The following is a 24,621-nucleotide window of genomic DNA, read 5'->3' on the forward strand; positions in this document are numbered from 1 at the left end:
CTGAGAATACCACGATGCCGGGAACATCAGGATGATTGCAAATGCGGAGTGCCGGCGAAAGCAACGTTCATGGCTGAACTGACGGAAAAATATTTCGAGTTTTCTTTTTGGCAATCTGAGTCTCTCTTCAGGCTTGCTTTCACCCGGCTTTTCATCGTTGAGAAATCTGATATTGTTACTCGCGAATATGCTGGCTTCGGCGCCTCTTTTCACTTGTGGTATCTGTGACGTTATTGAGAATAAGAGTTTCCGCCGCCATTTTGCTCAGAAAATAATATTTCATAAAGAATCCGGCAATGAAAAAAACGTCGCTTAATGCGCAAATTCTGTGGGGTGTGCTGGCGGGTCTTTTACTGGGTCTGGGCTTGTCCCTGCTCGAAAAAGAATCGGCGGTCGTCCAGGGTGGACTATATATCGCTGAGCTCGTAGGAACGTTGTTTATTGACTTGTTGAAAATGGTGCTGATTCCGCTCGTGTTTACCTCCATTGCGGTGGGGGTCGCAAATTTACGCGCGCACAGGCAGATGCACAAGGTCTGGAAAGCAACATTGGGCTTCTTTATATTTTCCATGGCGCTGGCGATCATGCTGGGGCTGACCGCTGCTAACCTTGTCCGTCCGGGCGAAGGACTGCAGCTCGCAATGTTTCAGGATGCCATGCAGGACTTTCGAGCGGCTGAAATGCCAATGTCAGAGTTCTTTTCGCATTTACTCCATTCGCTGTTTCGGAATCCGATAACGGCGCTTGCGCAGGGCGACGTGCTTGCTGTGGTGGTTTTCGCGTTGCTGCTCGGAATTGCCCTGGTTGTAGGTGGCGAGCGCTACGCCAATATACTGACTCTGTTACAGGAGTTCCTGGAGCTGATGCTGATGCTGGTGGGCTGGATCATGCGGCTGGCCCCGCTGGGCATCATGGCGCTGCTGATGAAACTGGTTGCGACGCAGGACCCGGTCTTGCTCACGACACTGATTGAATTTATCGCCGTGGTCGTGGGGACTACACTGCTGCATGGCGTAGTGGTACTACCGCTGATCCTATATCTGGTCACCGGCATGACGCCGCTCAAATTCTGGCGCGGCGCGCGCGAGGCGCTGATAACGGCCTTCGCCACCAGTTCCAGTTCCGCCACGTTGCCGGTCACCTTGCGGTGCGTCGAGCAGCACCTGCATGTCAAACGCGATATTGCCGGCTTTGTCCTGCCGCTGGGCGCTACACTCAACATGGATGGCACCGCATTGTATGAGGCCGTCGCCGCCCTTTTTATTGCCAATCTGGCCGGCATAGAGCTCAACCTCATGCAGCAGATAATCGTGTTCTTGACCGCCATGCTTGCCGCCATGGGTGCGCCTGGCATCCCCAGCGCCGGCATGGTGACGATGGTGCTGGTGCTTCAATCCGTGGGACTGCCTGCAGAAGGCATTGCCATCCTGCTGCCCATTGACCGGTTGCTGGATACATTCCGCACCACAGTCAATGTCGAGGGTGATATGGTAGGCAGCCTGGTGGTACAGAAGTGGGTAAGAAGTGAGGATCGCACCCATTCCAGTAGTTAACTCAATTATATGTCGACATATCATCCGCCCGCTCTCGGCAAATAATTCAACGGCATATCCGGCGAGTCACTGATATCGGGCTTAATAAAAGCGAGCCTGGAAAAGGGCGTATCTGGAAACGAGACGACGGAAAATTCGCCTGGTTAAGTACGATGTCATAGTCGCCACCGCTGGATTGGAGACAATGTAACAGGCAAGGTGCGACAATTTGTCACATTCCCAGGTCTCTCCAAATGGATTATCCTCGACCGATATTATGATGGGAGAGGGAGATGCCCCGGATTCTTCGTATTGCCACCATTTTGCTGGTGAGTTTTTCGGCCGCCGCGCTCGCGGGTCAGCCGGATTCAGTCAAAGAAGAACCAGATCATTCGATGTCCCACTCGTCCCAGGCTTCCCGGGCTCCAAAGTCGACGTTGGCGGTGGGAGCAACGCTGGATGCGAACGGACGGTTATGGTTAGCAAAAGTTGAGGATCAGCGGCTGCTGGTTTCGCGGTCGGAAGACGACGGAAGAAGTTTTTCGAAGCCGGTAGTCGTCACACCCGAACCGGAAAATATATCGTCTGACGGGGAGAGCCGCCCGAAAATCGCCGTTGCGCGCGACGGCACGGTGCTGCTGACCTGGACACAATCACTGCCACAGAAATATGCCGGCAACGTTCGCTTCGCGCGCTCGACAGACTCGGGTCAGACCTTTTCCGAACCCATTACCCTGAATGACGACGGCAAGCTCACCAGCCACCGTTTTGATTCGCTGGCAATCGATGGCGAGGGCAGGGTAGCAGTCGCCTGGCTGGATGCACGCGATCGGGATGCAGCAAAGGAAAGAGGCGAAGTGTTTTCGGGCGTGTCGGTATTTACCGCGCAGTCCTTCGATAACGGTGCGAGTTTCGGCCGGAACCGCAGTTTTAAGGAACATACCTGCGAATGTTGCCGGACGGCGCTCACCTGGACAAAGGAAGGACCGGTTGTCTTATGGCGAAATATTTTCGATACCAACACCCGGGATTTCGCCATTGCGAATCTGGACAAGGGTGGAGTGAGACGTGCAACGCGCGATGAATGGCAGGTTAATGCATGTCCGCATAATGGGGGAAGCATTGCGGCTGACCGTTGGGGCAAGTTGCATCTGGTGTGGTTTACCAATGGTGCGGTTCGCCAGGGACTGTTCTATAAGAGTATTGATGGTGATTGGGAATCGCAGCCGCTGCCCGTCGGCAATCCCGCAGCTCAGGCAAATCATGCTTCTGTTGTTGCAGCGGGCAAGATCGTTCTCCTTACCTGGCGAGAATTTGATGGACAGTCCTATTCAGTTCGGATGATGTACTCGACAAATGGCGGGGAGTCCTGGAACGAGCCCGCGAGTTTAATGACATCCATGGGCGCGACAGATTATCCCGTACCGCTGATTGATGATAAAAAGATATTGGTAGTCTGGAATACGGCGAAAGAAGGTCTGCGTACTATGCCAATTGAACGGGTTACAGCCAGGCGCTGATTCGTACTTGGGCGTAGCTGACCCGCAATGCTCTGCGATAAATCGCCGGGTTGATCGATCCGTATTTTAAATGCCCGCGGGGGTAGGGCGTCTGGTTGAGTTGTCTGGTTGTCTATGGATAGGAACGAGCGAGGATACCGAATAATAATATGAAACCGATCTCACTCGTGCTTGCGGCTTTGCTGTGCACGTCTTCAGCCTTGGCGGCAGACTCAGGAGAGCCGATAAAACCTCTGCCGGAAAAAACCGCTAAGGGCCTCTTGGGGCCGCACTCGCTCATTGAAACATTTTTGTCGCGAGACCAAATCGAAGGGGTAACTGTTCAATCGAACGCTGCGATTCCCTTGTTGACTCCAAGTATGATTCAGTTGAGTCAGGTTACGCCAAATTTGGTTCCTTCTCCGGCTCCACGTTCCGCCAACGAGAAAATACCGAGTGAAGTTGCCGACGAGAACAAGAACAAGGATAAGAGCCCAAATAAAGACGAGGATAAGCCGATACCGGAAAAAACAAAGGAAACTGTATTCAAGGAAATGGTTATCACTGGCGAGCCCGAACGCGACTCGCATTACACATCGCCTTCTGCCCGGGTGACCCGGACACAGATCGAGCGGCAAAATGCACAAACTACGGAAGAGGTGCTGAAGTACATGCCCAGCCTGCAGATTCGCCAGCGCTATGTAGGCGATCCCAACGGCGTCTTGGGCATCCGTGGCGCAGACATGTTTTCCACCGCCCGCAATATGGTTTACGCGGACGGTTTACCGCTGCATAATTTCCTTCAGGCATCCTTCAACGGTGCCCCGCGATGGTCACTGGTCGGCCCCAATGAAATCGATTCTGTCGATGTCGTTTATGGGCCCTTCTCAGCGGAATATAGCGGCAATTCTATTGGAGGCGTGGTCAACATAAAGACCCGCATGCCCGTCAAACAGGAATTTTATGTCGAGAGCAGTCTCTTTATTCAGCCTTACAAGATTTATGGACCGGATAAAGGAACGTTCATTGGGGATCGACAATACATATCCTATGGCAATCGGATTCAGGACAAATTTACGGTATTCCTGGCTTACAACCGACTCGAAGCGCAGGGTCATCCTCAGTCCTATTTCATCGACAATACGGGGCTGCATGATGTTGCGGGAGGAACTCCCGTCATGGGCGGTATCCGGACGAATGATACCCGCGGAACCCCCAGCATAATTTATGGCGATACCGGTCCGGAGAAAGTAAACACTCACCTGTTCAAGGGCAAATTCGGTTACGACATCAATCCTGATCTTCAAGCCCTCTTTACAGTGGCTTATGAAGATCGCACGCGCAACCAGAACCGCCCACGCAACTATGTACGAGATGCAACCGGAGGGCTGTTCTGGGGAGGGCCTCCGCCTACCTGCAATTCTGTCGCTACCTGTGGAGTTCCCGGTGACGCGTCACTGGATGGAACGCGTTTCGATGTGGAACAGCGCGGATTTGGCGGTAGCCGAGACAAGCGCGAGACACTGAATCTAGGGCTTCAGCTTCGTGGTGCGCTTACCCCTAACTGGAATATCGATACGACTATCAGTCATTTTGATGTCCTGAAGGATATCCGTGCCTCAGCATTTTTCAATCAGGGTGATCCGGAAAATTCGGGCGCAGGGCAAATTCAGGACTTTCGGAAATTCAGCTGGCTTAATTATGATCTCAAGCTGAGCGCGCCGGTATTGCTTGGCAACGATAAGCTATCGTTTCTGGCTGGCTACCATTTCGATCAATACAATCTGAGTTTCCGGCAATATGATCTGATCGACTACTCCACCATGGCTCGCGGGGCGTTGCAGGCCAACCGGAACAATGATGGTCAAACTTCAACTCATGCAGTCTTTGCCCAATCCGCCTTTCGCTTTCTGCCTGGCTGGGATGTTACCGCCGGAGTGCGTCAGGAATGGTGGTCGGCAATGAACGGCGTAGTTGGAAATGTCGGCGTGCCAGACCGCTCCATGGCAGAAACCTCGCCCAAGGTCTCGGTGGGTTATGAGCCCGGGCTGTGGAAATACCGTTACTCATTCGGCCGCGCTCATCGTTTTCCGGTGATAGCCGAACTGTATCAATCGCTGAGCTCGCCAACCAGTATCATCACTGCCAATGCCCTGCTCAAACCCGAGAATGGCGTCCATCACAACTTCATGATTGAATACGGCTTGCCCAAGGGCTACATTCGCGTGAATGCTTTTCGGGATGATATCAAGGATGCCATCCAACAAGTAAGAACGGCCTCGGGTGTACTTACGACAAGCGCATTTCAGAATATAGGCGAGATCAGTACGACTGGCGTGGAGTTGATCTACGACCAGCGGCGCATTCTTGGTTCAAAATTCGACTTAAGTTTTAATGGCACCTGGATGAATGCGAAAGTCGAAAAAGGGCCGGTGATCAGCTTCAGAGAGTCGACAGGTGCGCCAGCCGATGTTGATTTGACTGGTAAGCAACGCATCCGCTTACCCCACTGGCGAGCAAATTTCTTTACCACTTATCATGCCACTGAAGCATGGGATATATCGCTTTCGGGCCGCTATACCAGCGATTCCTTCAATGATATCGATAATAAGGATCATGTGAATAACGTGTTTGGCTCTCAGAGCGACTTCTTTTTCATGGACTTCAAGACCAGCTACCGCTTTAGGCTGCAAAACGGCTTGAGAAGCCGGGTCTCATTTGGCATTACCAACCTGAACAATGATAAGGCGTTTGTCTTTCATCCCTATCCGCAACGAACCTATCTTGTTGAAGCCGCGTTTAGTTATTAGTTCGGATACTGGGTATTGCAGAGGCTGCTACCGAAGGTCGGGATGTCCGATGCGAGTTACCATTCGCATCGGGACTGAGACCCAGAAGATCAGATGCCGTGTGGATTAGCCAAACAGGTTTACCACCCCGTCCAGGCCGACATGATTAATCGCATAGGTGGCGTTCTCCTGCACGATGGGTTTGGCATGATAGGCGATGCTGACACCAGCTTCCTCCAGCATTTTGAGATCGTTGGCGCCGTCGCCGATAGCGATTACCTGTTCCCGTTTCAGTCCCAGTTCCTCGCGCACTTTTTTTAACACTTCCGCTTTTCCGCTGGAACCTATTATTTCCCCCAGTACCTTTCCGGTAAGTCTGCCATTCGCAACTTCGAATGTGTTGGCCGCTGCGTAGTCCAAACTCAGTTTTGTCTTGATTCTATCCGTGAAGAAGGTGAAACCCCCGGAAATAACCATTGTTTTGAGGCCGGCCGACTTCATCTGTTGCAGCATTTTTTCTGCACCGGGACTCAATCGAACCCGTTCATCGTATACCCGCTGTAGCGCATCCTCAGCAAGACCTTGCAGCAGAGCCGTACGCTGCCTCAAACTTTCCGCGAAGACAATTTCGCCGCGCATCGTTCTTTGTGTGATTTCCGCCACTTGCGGTTTTACACCCTGCATGTCGGCTATTTCGTCAATGGACTCGATCGCAAGCAGGGTGGAATCCATATCCATTGCAACCAGGCCAAAATCGGACAGCCGCACCGTTTGCTCAACGAACGCGAAATCCAGTCCCGCGTCCACGCAGTATTCGGGGACCTCGTCCCGCCGGCTTGCGTTTCTCAGCCGGAAAGCCTGACCTGTAATTCGTTCGATTCCGTTAGCGCCCGCGAGCTTCGCCAACTCTCGTAAATCCCTGTTCTCGATCTCCAGCCCTTGTATGATGAGGTTCATGTAACGGTTCCAATTTATTGTTAAGAATGCTTCCAGTCCGGGCAAGAAGTGACTGAGGACAACCTGATCAGCAGAGTTGTCTTTCCGCTTGGCAGAAAGCAGATGGAGCATCTGCTTTGTATGTCTGTTTGCCCAGTTCCAGTGGTTTACCACCGCAGCAACGTTGCGGGGGAGGACATTTGTGTGAAAGCCGGTATTTTTGAGACAACCCCGTATTTTGCCAGCAATTGGCATTAACTTCCATACCGGGTTGGTTAGCATCGCTCAAGGGCGTTATCCGGGTTCAAGCCGGTTTCTTAAAGAATTCATATGCTCCAAAATACCGGAATATATAATCGCAGCCTCGGCCTTTCTCACGCTGGCAGAGCGAGGCAGACGCGCTACACCAGCGTTGGCTGAAGTAATCGCTGAATCGAACGCCAGGAATGATAACGTGCATCACGTAAACCTGAACTGCGGGCATAATAGGCATTCTAATAGCATGGATATCAGGATCGGGAGAACAAGGTAATGGGACCATTGAAACAATCGATCAAGCTCTACAGAACGCCAAAGATCCGGCCGGAACAAATGCTGGGTCGGCTGGTTCTGGTGCTCCTTGGTTTGAATATGATGGGATGCAATATTCTTCCGAAAGCCCATCAATTGGAAGCTGAGGCTGAGGACACGCTCTCGGAATCCCGCACGGAGGGGCAGCGTGAAATTGAATACGCAAAGCTGCTGACTGAAAAGGAGGCGCAGCAACATGAAATCGAACGCCTGCAGAAGTTGCTGGCGGAGAAGGATACTTATATCCGAAGTCAGGAGGCTCGGCAGCAGGATCAGGCGAAGGCGCTGCAGGAAAGCACCAGTCAGGCCGCACACGCCAAGGTGAAACTTCGGCGCCTGGCTACCCGCCCTGCCGCTGCCTCGACTATTGCGGAGGTTGAAATGGTTATGGAGAACTTGAAGTCTTCCCCGCCCACGGGTTCCGAGCAGGTATTGCATACTCAGGCACAGCTCCTGTTGAATGCGGCGGCGACGGCATATGCGCAGGATAATTATGCTGCTGCCATGGACTATGCCGCGCAGGCTCGCGAGTTTATCGACATGATAAGGAATAATCGCGCCCGCAAAGCTTCAGATCCGCAGCAGGTGACTGTTTCGTTCCAGGTCCCGATCCCGCTGCGTGCCAGAGCCAACAGCAATCTTCGCCAGAAGCCAGGCCTACGTGCCGCGGTGCTCGGGATGCTGAAAAAAGATTCGACGGTACTCGCGGAGGCCTACAGAGGCGACTGGCTGCAAATCCTTACGGCTGACGGGCGATCGGGATGGGTTTTCAGTTCATTGGTGGAGGCGCAGCTGGTAGGCCATTGACGCGCTTCCCGATGATCGCCCTATGGAGCGCGACACGCTCGATTGCGGCCGGCTCGTTTCGCTTCGTAGAGAGCATGGTCAGCGCGAGTGAAAACCGCCGTTGGTGTTATATCGTCGGGTTGACACTGCACAACGCCGATACTCACCGTTACCGTGATTGTCGAATCGCTCACGCTGTAGCACATGCTTTCTACATGGGAGCGAATGCGCTCCGCAGTTTTCAGTGCCAGCTCCGCCGAGGTTTCGACCAGAATAATAATAAATTCGTCGCCCCCATACCGCGCTGCATAGTCAATACTGCGAATAGACTGAAGAAGTATTCGGGCGACAGCAGCCAGAATCTCATCGCCGACCACATGGCCGTAGGTGTCGTTAAGTGTCTTGAAGTGATCGATATCCAGCATTAGCAACGCAAATTGCCGCTGGGTGCGTCTAAACCGCGCGAGCTCGTCGTTCAGAATTGCATCAAGTTTGCTGCGATTGTGCAGACCGGTAAGGCTATCGGTGATGGAGAGCGTTTCCAGCACCTGATTTTGTTGCTGCATGGCTTCATTGGCGGCCATGATGTCCGCGTGACTCCGGCGCAGCCTATCCGCCATCTGGTCGAATACCTGCGTAAGATGACCAAGTTCATCGTGCCGCGTTGCGGAGAGGCGCACCTCAAGATCGCCACTGGCGATGCGGTCCGCCGCGCGGATCAGCCGCTGCAAAGGCACAACAATCGAGCGGCCCATCTGGAAGGCCACTGCTGCCATTACCAGAACCAGTGCGCTTACCAGCGCCAGGAACATATTGCGCAGTTCTATCCATGCGCCATAGACTGCCGCGTAATCACGTTCCGCCAATATCGTGATGCCTAGTTCGGCTGATACATCGGCCAATCCGATGACTTCGCGATGCGTCAGGCCATCAAAGACAAGGGACTCGCCCGGCTGGGCGAGCAGACGCTGCAGCGAGGACGCATCCAGTTGCATCAGCTCGTCTGCATCAGCATGGCTGCTGACAAGGGTCCTGCCGTCCGGATCGAGCAAAAGCACTTCGCCCGGCGGCGATTTTGTTGCACTCTTCAGATCGGGTTGCAGGGTGCGTAGATCCAGGACGGCCACTAACGCGCCCATTAATATGTTGTCGTATGACAATACCGGAATCGCGATGCTAACCGTCGCGGTGGCGTATTGCTTGTTCCAGTGAACCGGTACGGCCACAAGTCCTTCTGTGAGGGAGCTCTGCGGCCAATCATCCGGAAGCGTCATCATAGCCGGGGTTTCCGCACTACTCGCTACGACTTGCCCCGCCGCGTTGACGACCGTGAGTTCCAGTATGGTGTCGAGTTTTTCCTGTACCGATCTCAGGTAGTGTGCCAGGGCGCGCGGATCTTCGCCGACCATATCCGTTCCCAGCGGCTCAATTGCCGATAGTCCATCTATGACTGCGCTGGACGTGGACGTGACGTGCACTTCGTGCACACGCTTATCGATCCAGAGTTCCATTTCCCGGTTTGCATAATTTGTCAGCGTGCGAAGCTCGAGGGTTACATTGTCGCTGATCTGCGCCTCATTCTGCCGAAACGATAGCAGCCCCAGCCCCAATGACGGAATAAGCGTGGCCGTGATGGCGAACACAACAATTTTGCTTTTAATACTCTTTAACCACGCCAAGATAGATTTTCCGGTACTGAAAGGTAGATTAACGGACAAGTCATGGCCCAAATTCAGGATGATTGTCCTGAAAAGCAGCGATTGAAAATGGAATTTTTCAGGAGCAGCAAAACCCGCAGGAACCGATATGCATGGGAAATGCATAATAGCAAGGCATACCGGTGTTGCACAGCCTCATCCAATTGACTTTTTAGGCACTCAATTCGGTGATCAGGCTTTTTATTCGCGTCACTCGCTCTCCAACCCCCGCAATCCGTGTCTGTATTTTCAGGCGATCGGGGCCTGAGAGTTGGTAGTCCCGGCTGCGCTGGAGTAGCGCGACGAGTCTTGCGGCGTCTACCGGCGGGTTGGGGATGAATTGCACCTGTATGGAGTCAGAAGCAGCTTCTATGCGAGTAATTCCCAAGGGCATCGCTGCAATACGCAGTCGGTGACAGTCCAGCAATGCTCTGACGGGATCCGGCAAGAGCCCGAATCGATCTGTCAATTCAATCTGAATATCGTCCAGCTGTTCATCGCTGGTGCAATTAGCCATGCGCTTGTACAGTACCAGGCGCTCATGTACGTCGCTGCAATAGTCATGCGGTAACAAGGCGGGAACATGCAGGTTGATTTCGGTAGCGACCCCCAGCGGATGTTCGATATCGGGTTCCTTACCCTCCTTCAATGACCGAACCGCGGCATCAAGCATGGTGGAGTAGAGATTGAAGCCGATTTCCTGCATCTCCCCGCTTTGCGACTCGCCCAACACCTCGCCCGCCCCGCGGATTTCCAGATCGTGCATGGCCAGGTAAAAGCCGGCTCCCAGTTCTTCCATTGTTTGAATAGCGTCCAGACGCTTTCTCGCCTGTGTACCCAGCGCCTCTTCTTCCGGTACCAGCAAATATGCGTACGCTTGATGGTGAGAACGGCCTACCCGTCCACGCAACTGGTGCAATTGAGCCAGACCGAATTTATCCGCCCGATTGATGATAATGGTATTGGCAGTGGGAACGTCAATGCCGGTCTCGATAATGGTTGTGCATAGCAGCAGATTAAAACGCTGCTGATAAAAATCCTTCATCACATGCTCCAACTCACGTTCACGCATTTGCCCATGGGCAATGTTTATGCGCGCCTCCGGCAACAGCCGCGCGAGCTTGTCATGCATCGGCTGAATTGTTCCCACCTCGTTGTGCAGAAAATATATTTGCCCGCCGCGTTTCAATTCGCGCAAACATGCCTCGCGAATAATGCCCTCGGAAAAACGGGTGACAAAGGTTTTAATGGCGAGCCGCCGCTGCGGGGCAGTAGCGATCACGGAAAAATCGCGCAGCCCTTCCAGCGACATGGCGAGGGTGCGGGGAATAGGTGTAGCGGTAAGGGTCAATACATCCACCTCGGAACGCAGGCTTTTCAGTTGTTCCTTATGGCGCACGCCAAAGCGGTGCTCCTCATCAATAATGACCAATCCCAGGTTTTTGAATTTGACGCCTTTCTGGATCAGTTTATGCGTGCCAATGACGATGTCTATCTGCCCATCGGCCAGCCCTGCCAAGGCCTGGGTTTGTTCCCTGGCTGAACGGAAACGCGACAGCTCCGCAATTTTTATCGGCCATTCGTCCGCGACCAGACTAAAGCGATCGGAAAAGTTCTGAAAATGTTGTTCAGCCAGCAGCGTGGTGGGTACCAGTACCGCTACCTGTCGGCCATCGGCGACGGCAACAAAGGCCGCTCTCAACGCAACCTCGGTCTTGCCGAAACCTACGTCACCGCAGATCAGACGATCCATAGGCTTGGCAGAACCCAGATCCTCGATTACCGCATCAATGGCCGCTGCCTGATCGGGTGTTTCCTCGAAGCCGAATCCTTCGACAAAGGCCTCGTAGTCATGTTGTCGGAGGCTGAATGCATGGCCTGCACGGGCGGTACGCTGAGCATAAAGATTCAGCAGTTCCGCCGCGGTATCGCGTACCTGCTGCATTGCTTTGCGCTTGGCTTTATCCCATTGGCCGCTGCCCAGTTTATGCAGTGGCGCGGCTTCCGGCGACGCTCCACTGTATCGCCCGATAAGGTGAAGTTGGGAGACCGGCACATATAATTTATCTCCGCCAGCGTACTCAAGCGACAAAAATTCCGTCGCGCCTTCGCCAAGGTCCATGCTTACCAGCCCGAGGTAACGGCCGATACCGTGTTGCTCATGCACCACCGGGTCTCCCGGTTTGATTTCGGATAAATCCCGCAGCATCGCATCCACCACTACGGTAGCTTTTCGCGAATCACGTTCACGGCGGCCATGCAGGTGCCGGGCATATAGCTCGGTCTCCGTAATGAACGCCGTTCCCTCACCTGCGGATATAAAACCATTGTGCAGCGGGGCTACGCCGAGCATGAAAGGTTTGGCGCTTGCCCGGAATTGCGCGTAATCATCGCAAATGTCCGGGTATAGTCCGTACTGCTTCAGATGTTCAGCAATCAGTTCTCGCCTGCCGAGGCTCTCTGCCAGAAGCAATGTTCGCCCGCCAGAGGGCCCATATTCAGAGGTAAATTTTGCGATAAACGCATTAAGCTTCTCTGCCGGATTGTCAGCGCGCCTGTCAATCTGAAGGGGTGGCAGTGAGCGGGTCAAATTTTGAGCCTCGGCCTTCGAGCTCTGAGCGTCATTTTGGATCTCGATGCGCGGGTAGGGTTTCAGTGCGCCGAAGAAAGCCTCTGTCGTGACAAATAATTCTCCCGGCGGCAGCAATGGACGGTCATTGTCGCCGCGTAGCAACTGATAGCGTGATTGCGTGTCTCGCCAGAAGTTTTCTACTGCCGGATAAATTTCATGGTGAAGGCATAGCAGCGTTGTCTGTGGCAAGTAGTCGAAGAGCGTCGCGGTCTGCTCAAAAAAAAGCGGCAGGTAGTATTCAATGCCGGCAGGGGCCGCGCCTTTGCTTATATCTTTATAGATACGGCTTTTTGACGGGTCACCTTCGAACTTCTCGCGAAAACCCCCTCGAAAACGAGTGCGGCCTTCCTCGTCGAGCGGAAATTCACGTGCGGGTAACAACCGTATCTCGGCGACAGGATAGACGCTTCTCTGTGTATCCACATCAAAAGTCCGAATCGTCTCGATTTCGTTATCCATTAAATCGATGCGATAGGGCAGTGGACTGCCCATCGGGAACAGATCGACCAGTCCTCCACGCACACTGTATTCTCCCGGCGAGAGCACCTGAGTTACATGGCTGTAACCCGCTAAAGTCATTTGGCTCCGTAGCGCGTTCAGATCAAGCGTTTCTCCCCGTTTTAGAAAAAAAGTGTGCGCGGCGAGATATTCCCGCGGGGGCATGCGGTATAAGGCGGTGGTGACAGGTGCGATCAGTACATCGCAGTCGCCGCTCATGAGTTGATACAGCGTGGCAAGCCGTTCAGAGACCAGATCCTGATGGGGTGAAAAGGTATCGTAGGGCAGTGTCTCCCAATCCGGTAGCAGACGGGTTTTCAATCCGGGCGCAAAAAAAGGAATTTCCTCCAGGAGTCTTTGCGCGGAAAGCGCGCTTGCCGTCACGATCGTGACAGGTCTTGTTTCTTGTGCCAGTTGTGCCAGAGCAAGCGCATCGCCGGAGCCGTCGAAACGGCCATAGCGGATTGTTGAGCCGGGTGATGGAATGGTCAGCTTGAATGGCATCTGGATACTATTTTTCAATGCAATGAAAATCCAATGGAACCAGCGAACAATAACCGTCCCGCTCCACGTAAAAAGAGGGACATTATATGTCAGTCTCCCGCGAATCTCTGAATAAGTCCGGCTTTACCAATATAGGTAGAAGTGTGTCGAGGCAGATATACAAAGGGCAGGAAGACAAGTTCGGCGACTAGCAGCAGTATTTGGTACATCGCAATAATAGAGAGGCCTACATTCACCGCGATGGATTATGTACGCATGGCGGGGGACATCAGATATCAGGCTGCAACCAATGCTCCAGGATGAATTGCAAGGTGGAGTTGCCGTTGAACTCGTTTACCTGCAATCGATAAATAGCGTCTATCACTCCTGGAAGAGGAACTGTGTGGGAGAACAGCATGGCGTCATACACGGGTTGCGGTTTTGGTCGACCGTAATCTTCAATTCTGGATTCCTGCTTCCTCAGCTTTAATTTCAGATGTTTTTGTCCCACTACACGCTGATCTTCCACACGAAAGCGGGTACTGAAGGTAGGCTGCGAAAAACCCTGTCCCCATACCTGTTCCGCGAGGTGCCGCCCCAGCTCAAGATTCATTTCGGATTCATCCAGATCGCCGTCTGTTTCGATGATGCGCTTCAGATCAGCGGGCCCGAGCAACGCCTGTGCGGTTTGCTCGAAAGCATCGCGAAATTTTTCAAAATCGCAATCACGTATAGTCAATCCTGCCGCGGCCGCATGTCCGCCGAATTTGAGCAAAAGGCCGGGATACCGTTTTGAAATGATATCGAGCGAATCGCGCAGGTGGAATCCTGGAATCGACCTGCCCGACCCCTTCAATTCTCCATTGCCACCAGGCGCAAATGCAATTACGGGCCGGTGGAATTTGTCCTTTACGCGCGAAGCGAGTATGCCTATCACGCCCTGGTGCCAAGTCGCGTCGAACAGACTCAGGCTATGATTATCCGGTTCTTTGGCGATGGGATATTGGGTATGGGTTATACAGGGTATGGAGGGCGATGAAAAGATACGCTCCAGCATAATCTTCGCGCTGTCCTGCATGTCTGCTTCGATTTCCTGGCGCTTTCGGTTAAGCGAATCGAGCCGCAGCGCGATTTGTGACGCTCGGGACTCGTCATCCGTAATGAGGCACTCGATGCCCAGCGCCATATCGTCGAGCCGTCCGGCTGCATTCAATCTTGGTCCCAGCATGAAACCCAGTTCATAGGCGGATACTCGCCGAAAGTCCCGTTTCGCAAATTGCAGTAGCGCGTTAATGCCCGCGCAGGCGCGCCCCTTGCGGATACGCTGCAACCCCTGGTGTACTAATAGCCGATTGTTGTCATCGAGCTTCACTACATCGGCCACAGTACCTAGTGCCACCAGGTCAAGCAAACTGGCAAGATTGGGTTCTTTCTGGGGAAAATCAAAGATGCCTTTGGCACGTAATTCGACCCGTAGCGCCAGCATCAGATAAAACATTACGCCCACCCCGGCGAGATGCTTGCTGGGAAAATCGCAGCCAGGCTGGTTGGGATTCACAATCAAGGCGGCGTCCGGCAAATCGTCCGCAGGCAGGTGATGGTCGGTAACAAGCACTTGCATGCCGAGACGATTGGCTTCAGCCACGCCTTCCACGCTGGCTATGCCATTATCTACCGTGATCAGTATTTCCGGCCGGGCTGCGGCAGCGGCGGCGAGTCGCACGATCTCCGGCGTGAGGCCATAACCGTATTCGAAGCGATTCGGGACAAGATAATCTACTATTGCGCCGAATTTTGTCAGTGCGCGCATGCCAACTGCACAAGCGGTGGCCCCATCCGAGTCATAATCCGCTACGATCAGCAGACGTTTCCGCGCCAAAATTGCGTCGGCGAGAAACCGTGCCATCAGGGAAACATTCTTCAGACGCTCGAACGGGATCAGTCGCGACCAATCCACTTCGAGTTGATCCGGATCTTCGATACCGCGCGCCGCATAGACCCGAGCCAGCACGGGATGCAAGCCGTGGCGAATCAACCTGTCGGCAACATGAGGCGAGTAGACGCGAGTAGTGGTGTTGAGCATGCGCTAGACGCGAAAACTGAATGGTTTCCTAGTATAACGCGTCAAGCGATGCTCAAGTTCTGCTTAGAGCCGGGAGCGATGTGCTTGAAAGAGCATAAAATCCAATTTAACCAATCGCTGAAAGGATTAAAAATGATAGTGCGCCCCGATGCCGAGATATTCGACCTTTTCTCTATAGAACTGGCCGGTTGGAGAATTTCCGTTAAAATATTCGACCAGGAACTGAAGTTTGCGCCCGAATGCTTGAAGACGGTCTAGCTGAAACCCCGCCCTCGCAGACACGTCAGTGTTCCAGTTGTTTTGTTCATGATTTTTGAAATCAACCGCGAGAATAGGCCGCATTGATACAACCTCGATCCGCCACGGGCTTCGGAATTCGAGACCATATTGCACTAACCAGGGTTTGATTTCCGAGGGACGCTTGTGAAAGAGACCCCCTCCGCCGCCATAAACGCGTATGCCATATGGAAGTTCATAAGAAAGCCTGAGATCGGCGCCCTCGTAGCTGAGATTTATACGCTCCAGGCTGGTTATGCTCCGCAGCAAAAACTCATCGCCAAGATGCGAGCTCTGATGGAAGATACGACCAAAAGCAGATAATTGACCTGCCCGCACACTCCCGTAAGCCGAGGCTATAAAATCCGAATTGATCAGATCGGAGGAGGGCGCGTCGAGATTGAAGTCGCTGAAGACTGCAGCCTGAAGGCCTGCTTCCCATTGCACCGTGGATTGCCCGAAATTGCCGCGATAGAACGGTATGGTTTCGCCGAAGCTGACGGAGCCATTGTTATTTCCATCAACATTGTTCCCTATATAGTTGCGATAAGCCGCCGAGAAATGAGCCCACCGCGGATCGGCCAGCAAAGGTTTGAATAGATGACCCTCGGGCAGCATCCCAGTCGCAAGCACTGTCGAGTCGTCTGCCGGCACGCCTTCCTTGGTGATTGCTTCATCCGGGGCTGTAGCAGTGACATCTGGCGCTGCAGCAGTGACATCCGGCGCTGAGGGAGGGGTTGCAGATGGCTGAACAGTGTTGTCTGCTAGGTTTACCGCGGTAACGCCGGGAATCTCTGACAATATCTGTACAACCCTGGCGCGGTCTTCCTCCGGTAATTTCTTTGAGGGAACGGTAATAATGCCATTTCGCACGACCAATGACGGAATCTCGATCTTTAAGCCTTTGAGAACACCCGCGGCATAACCGGCAATGTAAGAATCATCCGGTACCGTGGCATTAACAGTGGGTATATAAAATAAGACGGCTGCAGTGATTGAAAAAAATCGCCAAGCAATTCTCATTTTTTCGCTAATGCTTGAATGAGCGTTGCTATGAGAAGTAATCCTGTTTTTGGTGTTTTTTGCCATGGATGCCTTTATTGATTTTTCTGAATTTCCTTCGGTCTTGCGTCATCCGTCCCGCATTAGTTCGAGGGTATGAGCATGAAAACCATCTCTGCTAAATGCCTTGAGGAAGCAAGAGTGCCTTTTAATTTTGGTCTCAAGTGATCCACGCTGGCGAAACCATAGGAAACGTAGGCAACGTGAGTTGTAGTTGCTGGATCCCAGAGTTTTCATTATAAAATGAAATATGTCGGTACGGTGGCGCACGTACGGCGGCGGATTCGTGCAGCACGGGAACGTTCAGCTATTGGTGGTTGCTATCGTAAGTACTTCAAGTATTATTCGCTTTGATGAATGAGCGTCAGCTTCCTTGAACGTCAGCTTCCTAAGTGACAATTCAGCCAGGAACCCGGCAATGAACCAATGGCTTTTCCTTTCTTTCGCAATTGTCAGTGAGGTCGTGGCGACTTCCGTATTGAAGTCGAGCAACGGTTTCACGCAGCTATGGCCATCAATTGTAGTGGTAGCGGGTTATGCGGCTGCCTTCTTTTTCCTGTCTCTTACCTTGCGCACGATCCCGGTGGGAATCGCGTACGCTATCTGGTCTGGTGTTGGTATCGTACTTGTTACGCTTATTGCCTGGCTCGTTTTCGGGCAAGCGCTCGATGGTCCCGCTATCGTCGGTCTGGCGCTTATCATTGCCGGAGTGGTTGTCCTGAACGTCTTTTCCAGGTCTGCCGCTCACTAACGCTTAATAATCCGTCGAGCTTGAGAATATAGTGGAGAAAATTATGGCGCAACCGAATATGACAGCTGGTAAATCAACCAAAAAACTGCTGCGCACGCAACGCAGTGAGGGCTCCCATTGGGTTGGCGACGGCTTTCCCGTGCGGTCACTCTTCGCTTATTCGAACCTGGGCCCGATGATCAGTCCTTTTTTGCTTCTCGATTATGCGGGCCCCATGGAATTTCCGCCTACCAGGAAGCGGCTCGGTGTCGGCGAGCATCCGCACCGCGGGTTTGAGACCGTAACCATTGTCTATAGCGGGGAGGTGGAGCATCGTGACAGTTCGGGTAGCGGCGGCAGTATCGGTCCCGGCGATGTCCAATGGATGACCGCAGCGTCCGGTCTGGTTCATGAAGAATTTCACGGGCGTGATTTTGCGCAGCATGGCGGCGTTCTTGAAATGGTGCAGCTATGGGTCAATCTGCCCGCGAAGGAAAAGATGTCGCCTCCCCGCTATCAAGGCATTTTGAATAACCAGATTCCCGCGCTAAGCCTTCCCGGAGATAATGGGAGCGTCCGCATCATTGCGGGTGAGTATGACGGCGTCAACGGACCGGCACGAACGTTTACACCAATCAACGTATGGGATCTTCATCTGACGGGCGAGCAGCCGTTCTGCCTCCCCATCCCCGAGGGTTACAACACCATGCTGGCGGTGCTCAAAGGTTCGGTTCATCTGAATGGTTCTGAGGTAATTGGTACGGCGGAGGTCGGCCTGTTTGAGAGGGCAGGTGACCGGATTTGTATCGACAGTGCGCAAGACGCCACTGCATTGCTGCTTAGCGGTGAGCCGATCGATGAGCCGATCGTCGGCAGCGGTCCGTTCGTGATGAATAACGCGGATGAAATCAGGCAGGCGATTTCGGATTACCAGGGTGGCAGGATGGGCCGTTTGTCATAACCGGAAGCGGTTCACGCAAACTAACTATGCTGTCATGACTCCTTGAACCTACCATAGCCATCGTAGCCTCGGCTGTCATTAAGCCATATACAACATGGATGCGTCCCGTCATTTATGAGGGAGCAGTATTACATACGCTTCTTTTCCGGCATGGCAGTCCGTACCTCTGGAAGCTCTGGGGAAGGTGCGGTTGTTTTGCCTGCAGGTTTATGCTTGAGTATGAGTTTCTGGCCGATGAGTAGCCGGTTCGTACTGCCATTCCATGATTTTATTTGCGCTGCGGTAACCCCGTGGCGTTTGGCGATCCCGAACAGCGAATCGCCTTTTTGAACCGCATAGACGAAGCTGTGTTCCGGCAATTTCAGCGTCGCGGGTTTATTGCTCATAACAGAGATATCCTCACCCCCGGCACTTCCGTTATGCGGAACCAGTAAAGTCTGCCCTGGCGTTATCATGTTGTTCCTGTCGATGTCGTTCACTTCCTGCAGTCGGCGCACGCTGATTCCGTAACGTGCTGAAATTTTTTCGACGGTCTCTCCTTTTTTTGCCCGATAGGCTTGCCATGACACTAGAGGCTTGTCGTGATTTTTCAGATTCGCCGAAAAAATCTCTACTTTATCTGCGGGAAACAGGAGGGTGCGCGAGCCGTCGGTGTTGATGACCGGCCGATTATGCGCGGGATTGAGCGCTTTAAATTCGTCGACGGAGATCCCCGCGAGTTTCGCCGCCAGTTTTATATCGATGTGGCGAGTCGCCGCGACTTTCTCGAAATAAGGCTCGTTCGGCACGGACTCGAGTTCAACGCCGAATGCCGCGGGATTCGATATGATGTTCCTTATCGCGATCAGCCTCGGAACATAGCTCTGGGTTTCGGGCGGCAAACTGATATTGCGGAAATCCGCCGGCAATCCATTGCTACGGTTCTTCATGAGCGAGCGCCCCACGGCCCCTTCACCCCAGTTATACGATGCCAATACCAATTCCCAGTCGCCGAACATGCGATGGAGATTTTCCAGATAATCCAGTGCAGCGTTGGTGCCGGCGATTATGTCCCTCCGGCCGTCGTACCACCAATTCTGCTTCAAGCCATAATTCTTGCCGGTAGAGGGACTAAATTGCCAGATCCCCGCGGCGTGGCGACTGGAGGAGGCTTTAGGGTTGAAAGCGCTTTCAATAATGGGTAGCAGGGCAATTTCGGCAGGCATGCCGCGGCGCTCCACCTCTTCAACGATATGAAAGAGGTATCGCTTGCCGCGTTCTACAACGCGCTTTATGTATTCCGGATGACTGGCGTAAAAATCCTCACTATGGCGCACCTCCTCGCTGTCCAGTTCAGCCATGGTAAAGCCCTTGCGTATGCGTTCCCACAGATCGATGGGAGCAACAGACAGGTTGCTGGCGGCATTGCTTGTGTCAGCAGGGGTCATGTGGTCACCGGCGGCATCGCTTTCGGCCGCGGGAATTACAGCACGGATTTCGGCGGTGGGAGTTACAGCTTCGCTTTCAGTGCGAATTACTGCGTTGCTTTCCGTAATGGAAGGCGTATCGGCAGCGTTGTGCATCTCTTCAGGTACAAGCTTAATAACCGCTTGATGAACGGATCCTGCAGGTTCGGCCGCTTGTGCTACGAAATTTGCATTCATCAGCATCAGGCTGATAATCAGGATTACCGTGAATCTTTTTTTTTCATCCTTGTGATTCATTTAAAATATCAATAGGTAACAGTGTCCGTTGAGGCCGGACCTGGAAAAGGTCAGGATCGGAAAACAAAAATCAATACTCGTATCTCCCCATGAGTAGCAGCAAAAAGCGCGCTGACGTTTCATTTTTCCTTATGTATTATGTAATCAGATTAAATTGAAAAACCAGCCAACCGCTTACGGAGCTTACGGCTGGGCCCTGCATCATGCATGGGCCCACTCAAACATAATTTATCCGCGCGTCGCGGACTGGCTCTCGAATCTGACTAGATCCACTGCCGGAGGCGGGTTCCAACCCGGTTTCCGATGTTCAACAACTACATTGGTGAAAATGCCGCCGCGTACGTAAAATTTGGCGGTGAGACGAAGGTATCTAGGCTTCAAGACAGCAACAAGATCATCGACAATGCGGTTGGTTACGGCTTCATGAAATGTTTCCTCGTTCCGGTAAGACCAGATGTAGAGCTTGAGGCTTTTAAGCTCGACGCATTTCCTGTCCGGAATGTAATCCAGAATCAGGGTAGCGAAATCAGGTTGCCCGGTTTTCGGGCATAGGCAGGTAAACTCCGGAATTTCCATATGAATATGGTAATCCCGCGCTGGCGCCGGATTGGCGAAAATTTCCAGGTCTTTTGTGGGGCTGCTGGGCATTTCTCTTATCTCGGTCAAATCGGTTAGAATGGTCTGCGGATACGTCCGATACGTCCGTTTTCCGAATGATGCAGAATACCTTTCGGAAGACTTGGAGACCTCTCTTCGGCCCCCGTCTCTTCAAGCTGTACAATTATAACTGGTTGCGAACCGTAAATTGCGTCTCTCTCATATCAAACTCGCCGGTTTCAAATCCTTTGTTGATCCCACCGAAATCCCCCTTCCGGGAGACTTGATCGGGGTTGTGGGTCCCAATGGCTGCGGTAAATCCAATGTGATTGACGCGGTACGCTGGGTTCTGGGCGAATCGCGGGCATCTGCATTACGAGGCGAGTCCATGCAGGACGTGATTTTTAACGGCTCGGCGAATCGTAAACCCATCGGCCGGGCAAGCGTGGAGTTGATGTTTGACAACAGTCTCGGCAGGGCGGCAGGTCAATGGTCGAGCTATGCGGAGATTTGCATCAAGCGGGTGTTGCGCCGGGATGGCGAGTCAACCTACCACATCAATAATATTCATGTGCGACGCCGGGATATTGCGGATATATTTCTTGGTACGGGCATAGGCGGACGTGGCTACGCCATAATCGAGCAGGGGATGATCTCACGTATTATTGAAGCAAAACCGGAAGAGCTACGCGTATTTCTGGAGGAGGCTGCCGGCATTTCCAGATACCGCGAGCGCCGCCGCGAAACCGAATCGCGTCTGGCCGATACCCGCGAAAATTTGTTGCGGGTGAACGATATCTGCCGGGAACTGGAAAAGCAGTTGATACGGCTGGAACAACAGGCCACGGTTGCCTCCCGGTTCAAGGATATGGAAGGCCAGCTGCACGGGGCGCAAAATTTATTATGGTGTGCCCGCAAGCAGGAAGCCGCCCTGCAGCGAGCGCTTGCGGAGAAAGAGCTTCAATTGCTGCAAACCGCCCTGGAAGCAGAAACCACGAGTCTGCGGCGCGCCGAAAAATACCTTGAAGAAAAGCGCGCCCAGCATTATGCCACGAGCGATCGATTGCATCAGGCGCAGGGCGAACTTTATGCGGTCAATGCAGAGGTGGCTCAAACCGAACAGCAAATCCGGCATATGCGCGAGAACCGTCAGCGTATCGCGCAGCAGATCATGACCGCCAGGAATCAGCTTGAGCAGAAGAAGAAACAAGCGGAGGATGCGGCGGACAGCTTGAGCGGCTGGCAGGGTGAGCTTGAACAGGCATGCCTGGCTCTGGAAGCCGGCAAAGAAAAGGCTGCTGCAGAGAATGAAAAGCTGCCCTTGGCCGACTCCGCTTTTCGCTCGTGTCAGGAAAAATTGAACGAAACACAGCGCAGCCTTCTGCTGGTTGAGCAGGCCGGACAACTGGAAGAAAGCCATCGCGCCCATGCGAAAAAAAACCTGCAGCAGCTGGAAGCCCGCCGCGTACGGTTACTGACTGAGCGCGATGCGTTACCGCAGCCAGAAATAGAAGAGTTGTCGCGGTTAAACCGGCAGACGGAAATTACAGCGGCCGACCTGAAACATAAAAAGGAAATGCTCTCGCAAACCGAAGACCTGTTGCTGGACGCTGAAGAAGTGAAGGGAGAATTCGGGCGTAAAGTACGAATGCTGGAGCAGCAGGTTATTCAGGCGGAAGCGCGACTCAACGCGCTGCAGCGCTTGCAGAATCGGCTTGAAGACAGCAAAGGATTGAATGCGTGGCTGGTCAAGCGTCAACTGGATGTTTCACCGCGTTTGTGGCAAAACATTCAGATTGAGAAGGGATGGGAAAATGCGCTTGAAGCAGTTCTGCGCGAGCGTCTGAATAGCGCGCAGCTTGAGCAATTGGAGGTAGCCCACGAGTGGGCTGATGATCCGCCTCCCGGAAAATGCGCTCTGTTCGAGTCAGCCAGGCCGAGAACCCAAGCGATGCAAGCCTTCCAGGAGATAGAAGGAGTGGAAGGCAAACCGGCTGGAGACAGGCCGCGGGTCAGGGAAAGCCGGAAAGCGCTGCAATCGTATCTGGCTTGTGATAATCCAGGAACAAAATCTGTGCTGAATGAATGGTTGAGCGGTATTTTTGTGGCAGAGAGCTTACCCGCCGGTCTTTCGCAGCGAACAGAACTTTCGTCCAGTGAAATGCTGGTGACTCGGGAAGGACATATTATTACGTGTCACAGCCTTACTTATTATGCTCCCGATTCCCAGTTGCATGGAGTACTTGGGCGGCAACGCGAGATTGCCCAGATTAAAGTTGAAGCGGATGCGCTGAGGGGAAATCTCCTGGTCGAGAGATCCGCACTGGAAACGGCGGAAGAAGCATGTCTCGAGCTTGAATCGTCTGTATCCGGCTTGCGTTACGACAGCGCCCAACTCCAGCAACAGCATCACGACGCGCAAATGCAGACGCTCAAACTTACTCAGTTGGCTGAGCGCACTGGGCAGCGCGGCAAGCAGATTGATTGCGAACTGGCGGAAATCGAGCAGCAGGGAGCGGCGGAACGTTCCCGAAAGCAGGATGCTGAAACAAAGCTCAGTGAATATCAGGTTCAGATCGGGATTCTGCAGGACCAGTTGCAAAAACAAAAACTGGCGCGGCAGGCAGCAGAACAGTTCCTCAACGCCCAGCGTCAACTGGCGCAGAAAGCCGCAAGGGAAATGCAGGAAGCAGCATTTCATGAAAAAAACTGCCAGGATAAAATCGCTGAGACGGAGAATTCCATCCGTATCATCGACGAGAGTATCTTTGAGCTCAAAGCGCATCTGGAAAAACTACAAGCTGAGCAAGGCGGATTTGATGAAACGCAACTGAATAGTCTGCTTCAGGAGCGCTTGACGCTGCGGGAACAACGCGAGCAGGAATTGGCGGCGGTGCGCAATGCTCTGGAAGATGTGACGCGGGAATTGCGCGAGATAGAGCAGGCGCGCATGAATTCCGAACAAAAATTGCCACCGTTGCGCGAAGCTATCAGCCAGGGGCGACTCAAGGAACAAGAGGCGCGCATTACCGAGGACCGGTTTGGCGAGCAATTACGGGAATCAGGGGGCTGCGAGGAGGAGTTGATACAGTCTCTTGGGAAAACGCGGACTTCGGCTTTGCAGACCGAGATCAATCGTCTGAATGCGGAAATAGCCGCCTTGGGAGTGGTCAACCCTGCGGCGCTCGACGAATTGCAATCCTGCCAGGGGCGGAAGACCTATCTGGACTCACAATCCCAGGACCTGGAAGAAGCCTCCGAGACGCTTAAAAATGCGATTCGCCGGATAGACCGGGAAACCCGTGAACGCCTGCTGGAGACGGTCGATAAGGTCAACAGCCATCTGGATGAAATATTTCCCACGATGTTCGCCGGTGGACAAGCCAAGCTGATATTGAGGGGAGAGGAGATACTGGACGCAGGCATACAGATTTTCGCGCAGCCGCCGGGCAAGAAAAATAGTTCCATCCATTTGCTGTCCGGTGGTGAAAAAGCGCTAACTGCATTGGCGCTGGTTTTTTCGCTATTTCAGCTCAATCCGGCGCCTTTTTGCCTGTTGGATGAGGTGGATGCTCCCCTGGACGACACCAATACCGAACGCTTCTGCAACCTGGTGCGGAAAATGTCGCGCCAGACACAGTTTGTGTTTATCAGCCACAATAAAATCACCATGGAGATGGCGCAGCAGTTGATAGGCGTCACCATGCAGGAAAAGGGCGTTTCTCGAGTGGTTGCGGTAGAAATCGAAGAGGCTGTCGGATTGAGTGATGCCGCCATGGTGACTTGA

15 protein-coding genes are annotated in these 24,621 nt (G+C 53.2%); 8 read left to right on the top strand and 7 right to left on the bottom strand.

Annotation, left to right across the window (positions count from 1 at the left end; genetic code table 11):
- Window positions 1-69: 69 nt before the first annotated feature.
- The 4 genes from CRO05_RS15465 (at window position 70) to CRO05_RS05410 (ending at window position 5,841) form a co-directional block, all read left to right on the top strand.
- Window positions 70-228, top strand: a complete 159-nt coding sequence (locus tag CRO05_RS15465; protein WP_159462699.1) for a hypothetical protein — start codon at window positions 70-72, stop codon at window positions 226-228.
- 68 nt (window positions 229-296) lie between these two features.
- Window positions 297-1,553, top strand: coding sequence for a dicarboxylate/amino acid:cation symporter (locus tag CRO05_RS05400; RefSeq protein WP_097066131.1), 1,257 nt, complete (start codon window positions 297-299; stop codon window positions 1,551-1,553).
- A gap of 272 nt (window positions 1,554-1,825) precedes the next feature.
- A complete protein-coding gene (locus CRO05_RS05405) occupies window positions 1,826-3,052 on the top strand; it encodes a sialidase family protein (RefSeq protein ID WP_097066132.1) in 1,227 nt (408 codons plus the stop codon).
- 149 nt (window positions 3,053-3,201) lie between these two features.
- Window positions 3,202-5,841 carry a TonB-dependent receptor gene (locus CRO05_RS05410; protein ID WP_097066133.1) on the top strand — a complete coding sequence of 880 codons (2,640 nt, stop codon included), beginning with the start codon at window positions 3,202-3,204 and terminating at the stop codon, window positions 5,839-5,841.
- A 105-nt stretch (window positions 5,842-5,946) separates the two neighbouring features.
- Here CRO05_RS05410 and serB read toward each other — a convergent pair whose 3' ends face one another.
- On the bottom strand, window positions 5,947-6,777 hold the full coding sequence (gene serB, locus CRO05_RS05415; RefSeq protein ID WP_097066693.1) for a phosphoserine phosphatase SerB: 831 nt from the start codon (window positions 6,775-6,777) through the stop codon (window positions 5,947-5,949).
- A 510-nt stretch (window positions 6,778-7,287) separates the two neighbouring features.
- On the opposite strand from serB, the gene CRO05_RS05420 reads away from it, so the two are divergent.
- Window positions 7,288-8,133 (top strand): SH3 domain-containing protein, encoded by an 846-nt coding sequence (locus CRO05_RS05420; RefSeq protein ID WP_235001298.1) that lies wholly within the window; start codon window positions 7,288-7,290, stop codon window positions 8,131-8,133.
- Window positions 8,134-8,153: 20 nt separating this feature from the next.
- On the opposite strand, the gene CRO05_RS05425 is transcribed toward CRO05_RS05420, so the two are convergent.
- From CRO05_RS05425 to CRO05_RS05440, 4 genes are all read right to left on the bottom strand, one after another.
- A complete protein-coding gene (locus tag CRO05_RS05425; protein WP_235001299.1) occupies window positions 8,154-9,755 on the bottom strand; it encodes a diguanylate cyclase in 1,602 nt (533 codons plus the stop codon).
- Window positions 9,756-9,981: 226 nt separating this feature from the next.
- On the bottom strand, window positions 9,982-13,443 hold the full coding sequence (mfd, locus tag CRO05_RS05430; RefSeq protein ID WP_097066135.1) for a transcription-repair coupling factor: 3,462 nt from the start codon (window positions 13,441-13,443) through the stop codon (window positions 9,982-9,984).
- Window positions 13,444-13,711: 268 nt separating this feature from the next.
- On the bottom strand, window positions 13,712-15,505 hold the full coding sequence (recJ, locus tag CRO05_RS05435) for a single-stranded-DNA-specific exonuclease RecJ (RefSeq protein WP_097066136.1): 1,794 nt from the start codon (window positions 15,503-15,505) through the stop codon (window positions 13,712-13,714).
- A gap of 126 nt (window positions 15,506-15,631) precedes the next feature.
- Entirely contained in the window at window positions 15,632-16,804 is a 1,173-nt protein-coding gene (locus tag CRO05_RS05440; protein WP_097066695.1) for a DUF1207 domain-containing protein, read from the bottom strand.
- Between the two features lie 457 nt (window positions 16,805-17,261).
- On the opposite strand from CRO05_RS05440, the gene CRO05_RS05445 reads away from it, so the two are divergent.
- Both CRO05_RS05445 and CRO05_RS05450 read left to right on the top strand, forming a co-directional pair.
- Window positions 17,262-17,594: an SMR family transporter gene (locus CRO05_RS05445; protein WP_097066137.1), complete on the top strand. Its 333-nt coding sequence runs from the start codon at window positions 17,262-17,264 to the stop codon at window positions 17,592-17,594.
- Between the two features lie 43 nt (window positions 17,595-17,637).
- Complete coding sequence (locus tag CRO05_RS05450; protein ID WP_369831597.1) at window positions 17,638-18,534, top strand: pirin family protein; 897 nt, start codon at window positions 17,638-17,640, stop codon at window positions 18,532-18,534.
- Window positions 18,535-18,662: 128 nt separating this feature from the next.
- On the opposite strand, the gene CRO05_RS05455 is transcribed toward CRO05_RS05450, so the two are convergent.
- Both CRO05_RS05455 and queF read right to left on the bottom strand, forming a co-directional pair.
- On the bottom strand, window positions 18,663-20,237 hold the full coding sequence (locus CRO05_RS05455) for a LysM peptidoglycan-binding domain-containing protein (protein ID WP_097066138.1): 1,575 nt from the start codon (window positions 20,235-20,237) through the stop codon (window positions 18,663-18,665).
- A 228-nt stretch (window positions 20,238-20,465) separates the two neighbouring features.
- On the bottom strand, window positions 20,466-20,885 hold the full coding sequence (gene queF, locus CRO05_RS05460; protein ID WP_097066139.1) for a preQ(1) synthase: 420 nt from the start codon (window positions 20,883-20,885) through the stop codon (window positions 20,466-20,468).
- A gap of 157 nt (window positions 20,886-21,042) precedes the next feature.
- On the opposite strand from queF, the gene smc reads away from it, so the two are divergent.
- Window positions 21,043-24,621, top strand: coding sequence for a chromosome segregation protein SMC (smc, locus tag CRO05_RS05465; protein ID WP_097066140.1), 3,579 nt, complete (start codon window positions 21,043-21,045; stop codon window positions 24,619-24,621).

The sequence above is a fragment of the Nitrosovibrio sp. Nv4 genome (assembly GCF_900215485.1).
Taxonomy (GTDB): Bacteria; Pseudomonadota; Gammaproteobacteria; order Burkholderiales; family Nitrosomonadaceae; genus Nitrosospira.

Coding starts and splice junctions, on each gene's coding strand:
- CRO05_RS15465 (WP_159462699.1), top strand. CDS start 70: ATGGCTGAACTGACGGAAAAATATTTCGAGTTTTCTTTTTGGCAATCT.
- CRO05_RS05400 (WP_097066131.1), top strand. CDS start 297: ATGAAAAAAACGTCGCTTAATGCGCAAATTCTGTGGGGTGTGCTGGCG.
- CRO05_RS05405 (WP_097066132.1), top strand. CDS start 1,826: ATGCCCCGGATTCTTCGTATTGCCACCATTTTGCTGGTGAGTTTTTCG.
- CRO05_RS05410 (WP_097066133.1), top strand. CDS start 3,202: ATGAAACCGATCTCACTCGTGCTTGCGGCTTTGCTGTGCACGTCTTCA.
- serB (WP_097066693.1), bottom strand. CDS start 6,777: ATGAACCTCATCATACAAGGGCTGGAGATCGAGAACAGGGATTTACGA.
- CRO05_RS05420 (WP_235001298.1), top strand. CDS start 7,288: ATGGGACCATTGAAACAATCGATCAAGCTCTACAGAACGCCAAAGATC.
- mfd (WP_097066135.1), bottom strand. CDS start 13,443: ATGCCATTCAAGCTGACCATTCCATCACCCGGCTCAACAATCCGCTAT.
- recJ (WP_097066136.1), bottom strand. CDS start 15,505: ATGCTCAACACCACTACTCGCGTCTACTCGCCTCATGTTGCCGACAGG.
- CRO05_RS05440 (WP_097066695.1), bottom strand. CDS start 16,804: ATGAGAATTGCTTGGCGATTTTTTTCAATCACTGCAGCCGTCTTATTT.
- CRO05_RS05445 (WP_097066137.1), top strand. CDS start 17,262: ATGAACCAATGGCTTTTCCTTTCTTTCGCAATTGTCAGTGAGGTCGTG.
- CRO05_RS05450 (WP_369831597.1), top strand. CDS start 17,638: ATGGCGCAACCGAATATGACAGCTGGTAAATCAACCAAAAAACTGCTG.
- CRO05_RS05455 (WP_097066138.1), bottom strand. CDS start 20,237: ATGAATCACAAGGATGAAAAAAAAAGATTCACGGTAATCCTGATTATC.
- queF (WP_097066139.1), bottom strand. CDS start 20,885: ATGCCCAGCAGCCCCACAAAAGACCTGGAAATTTTCGCCAATCCGGCG.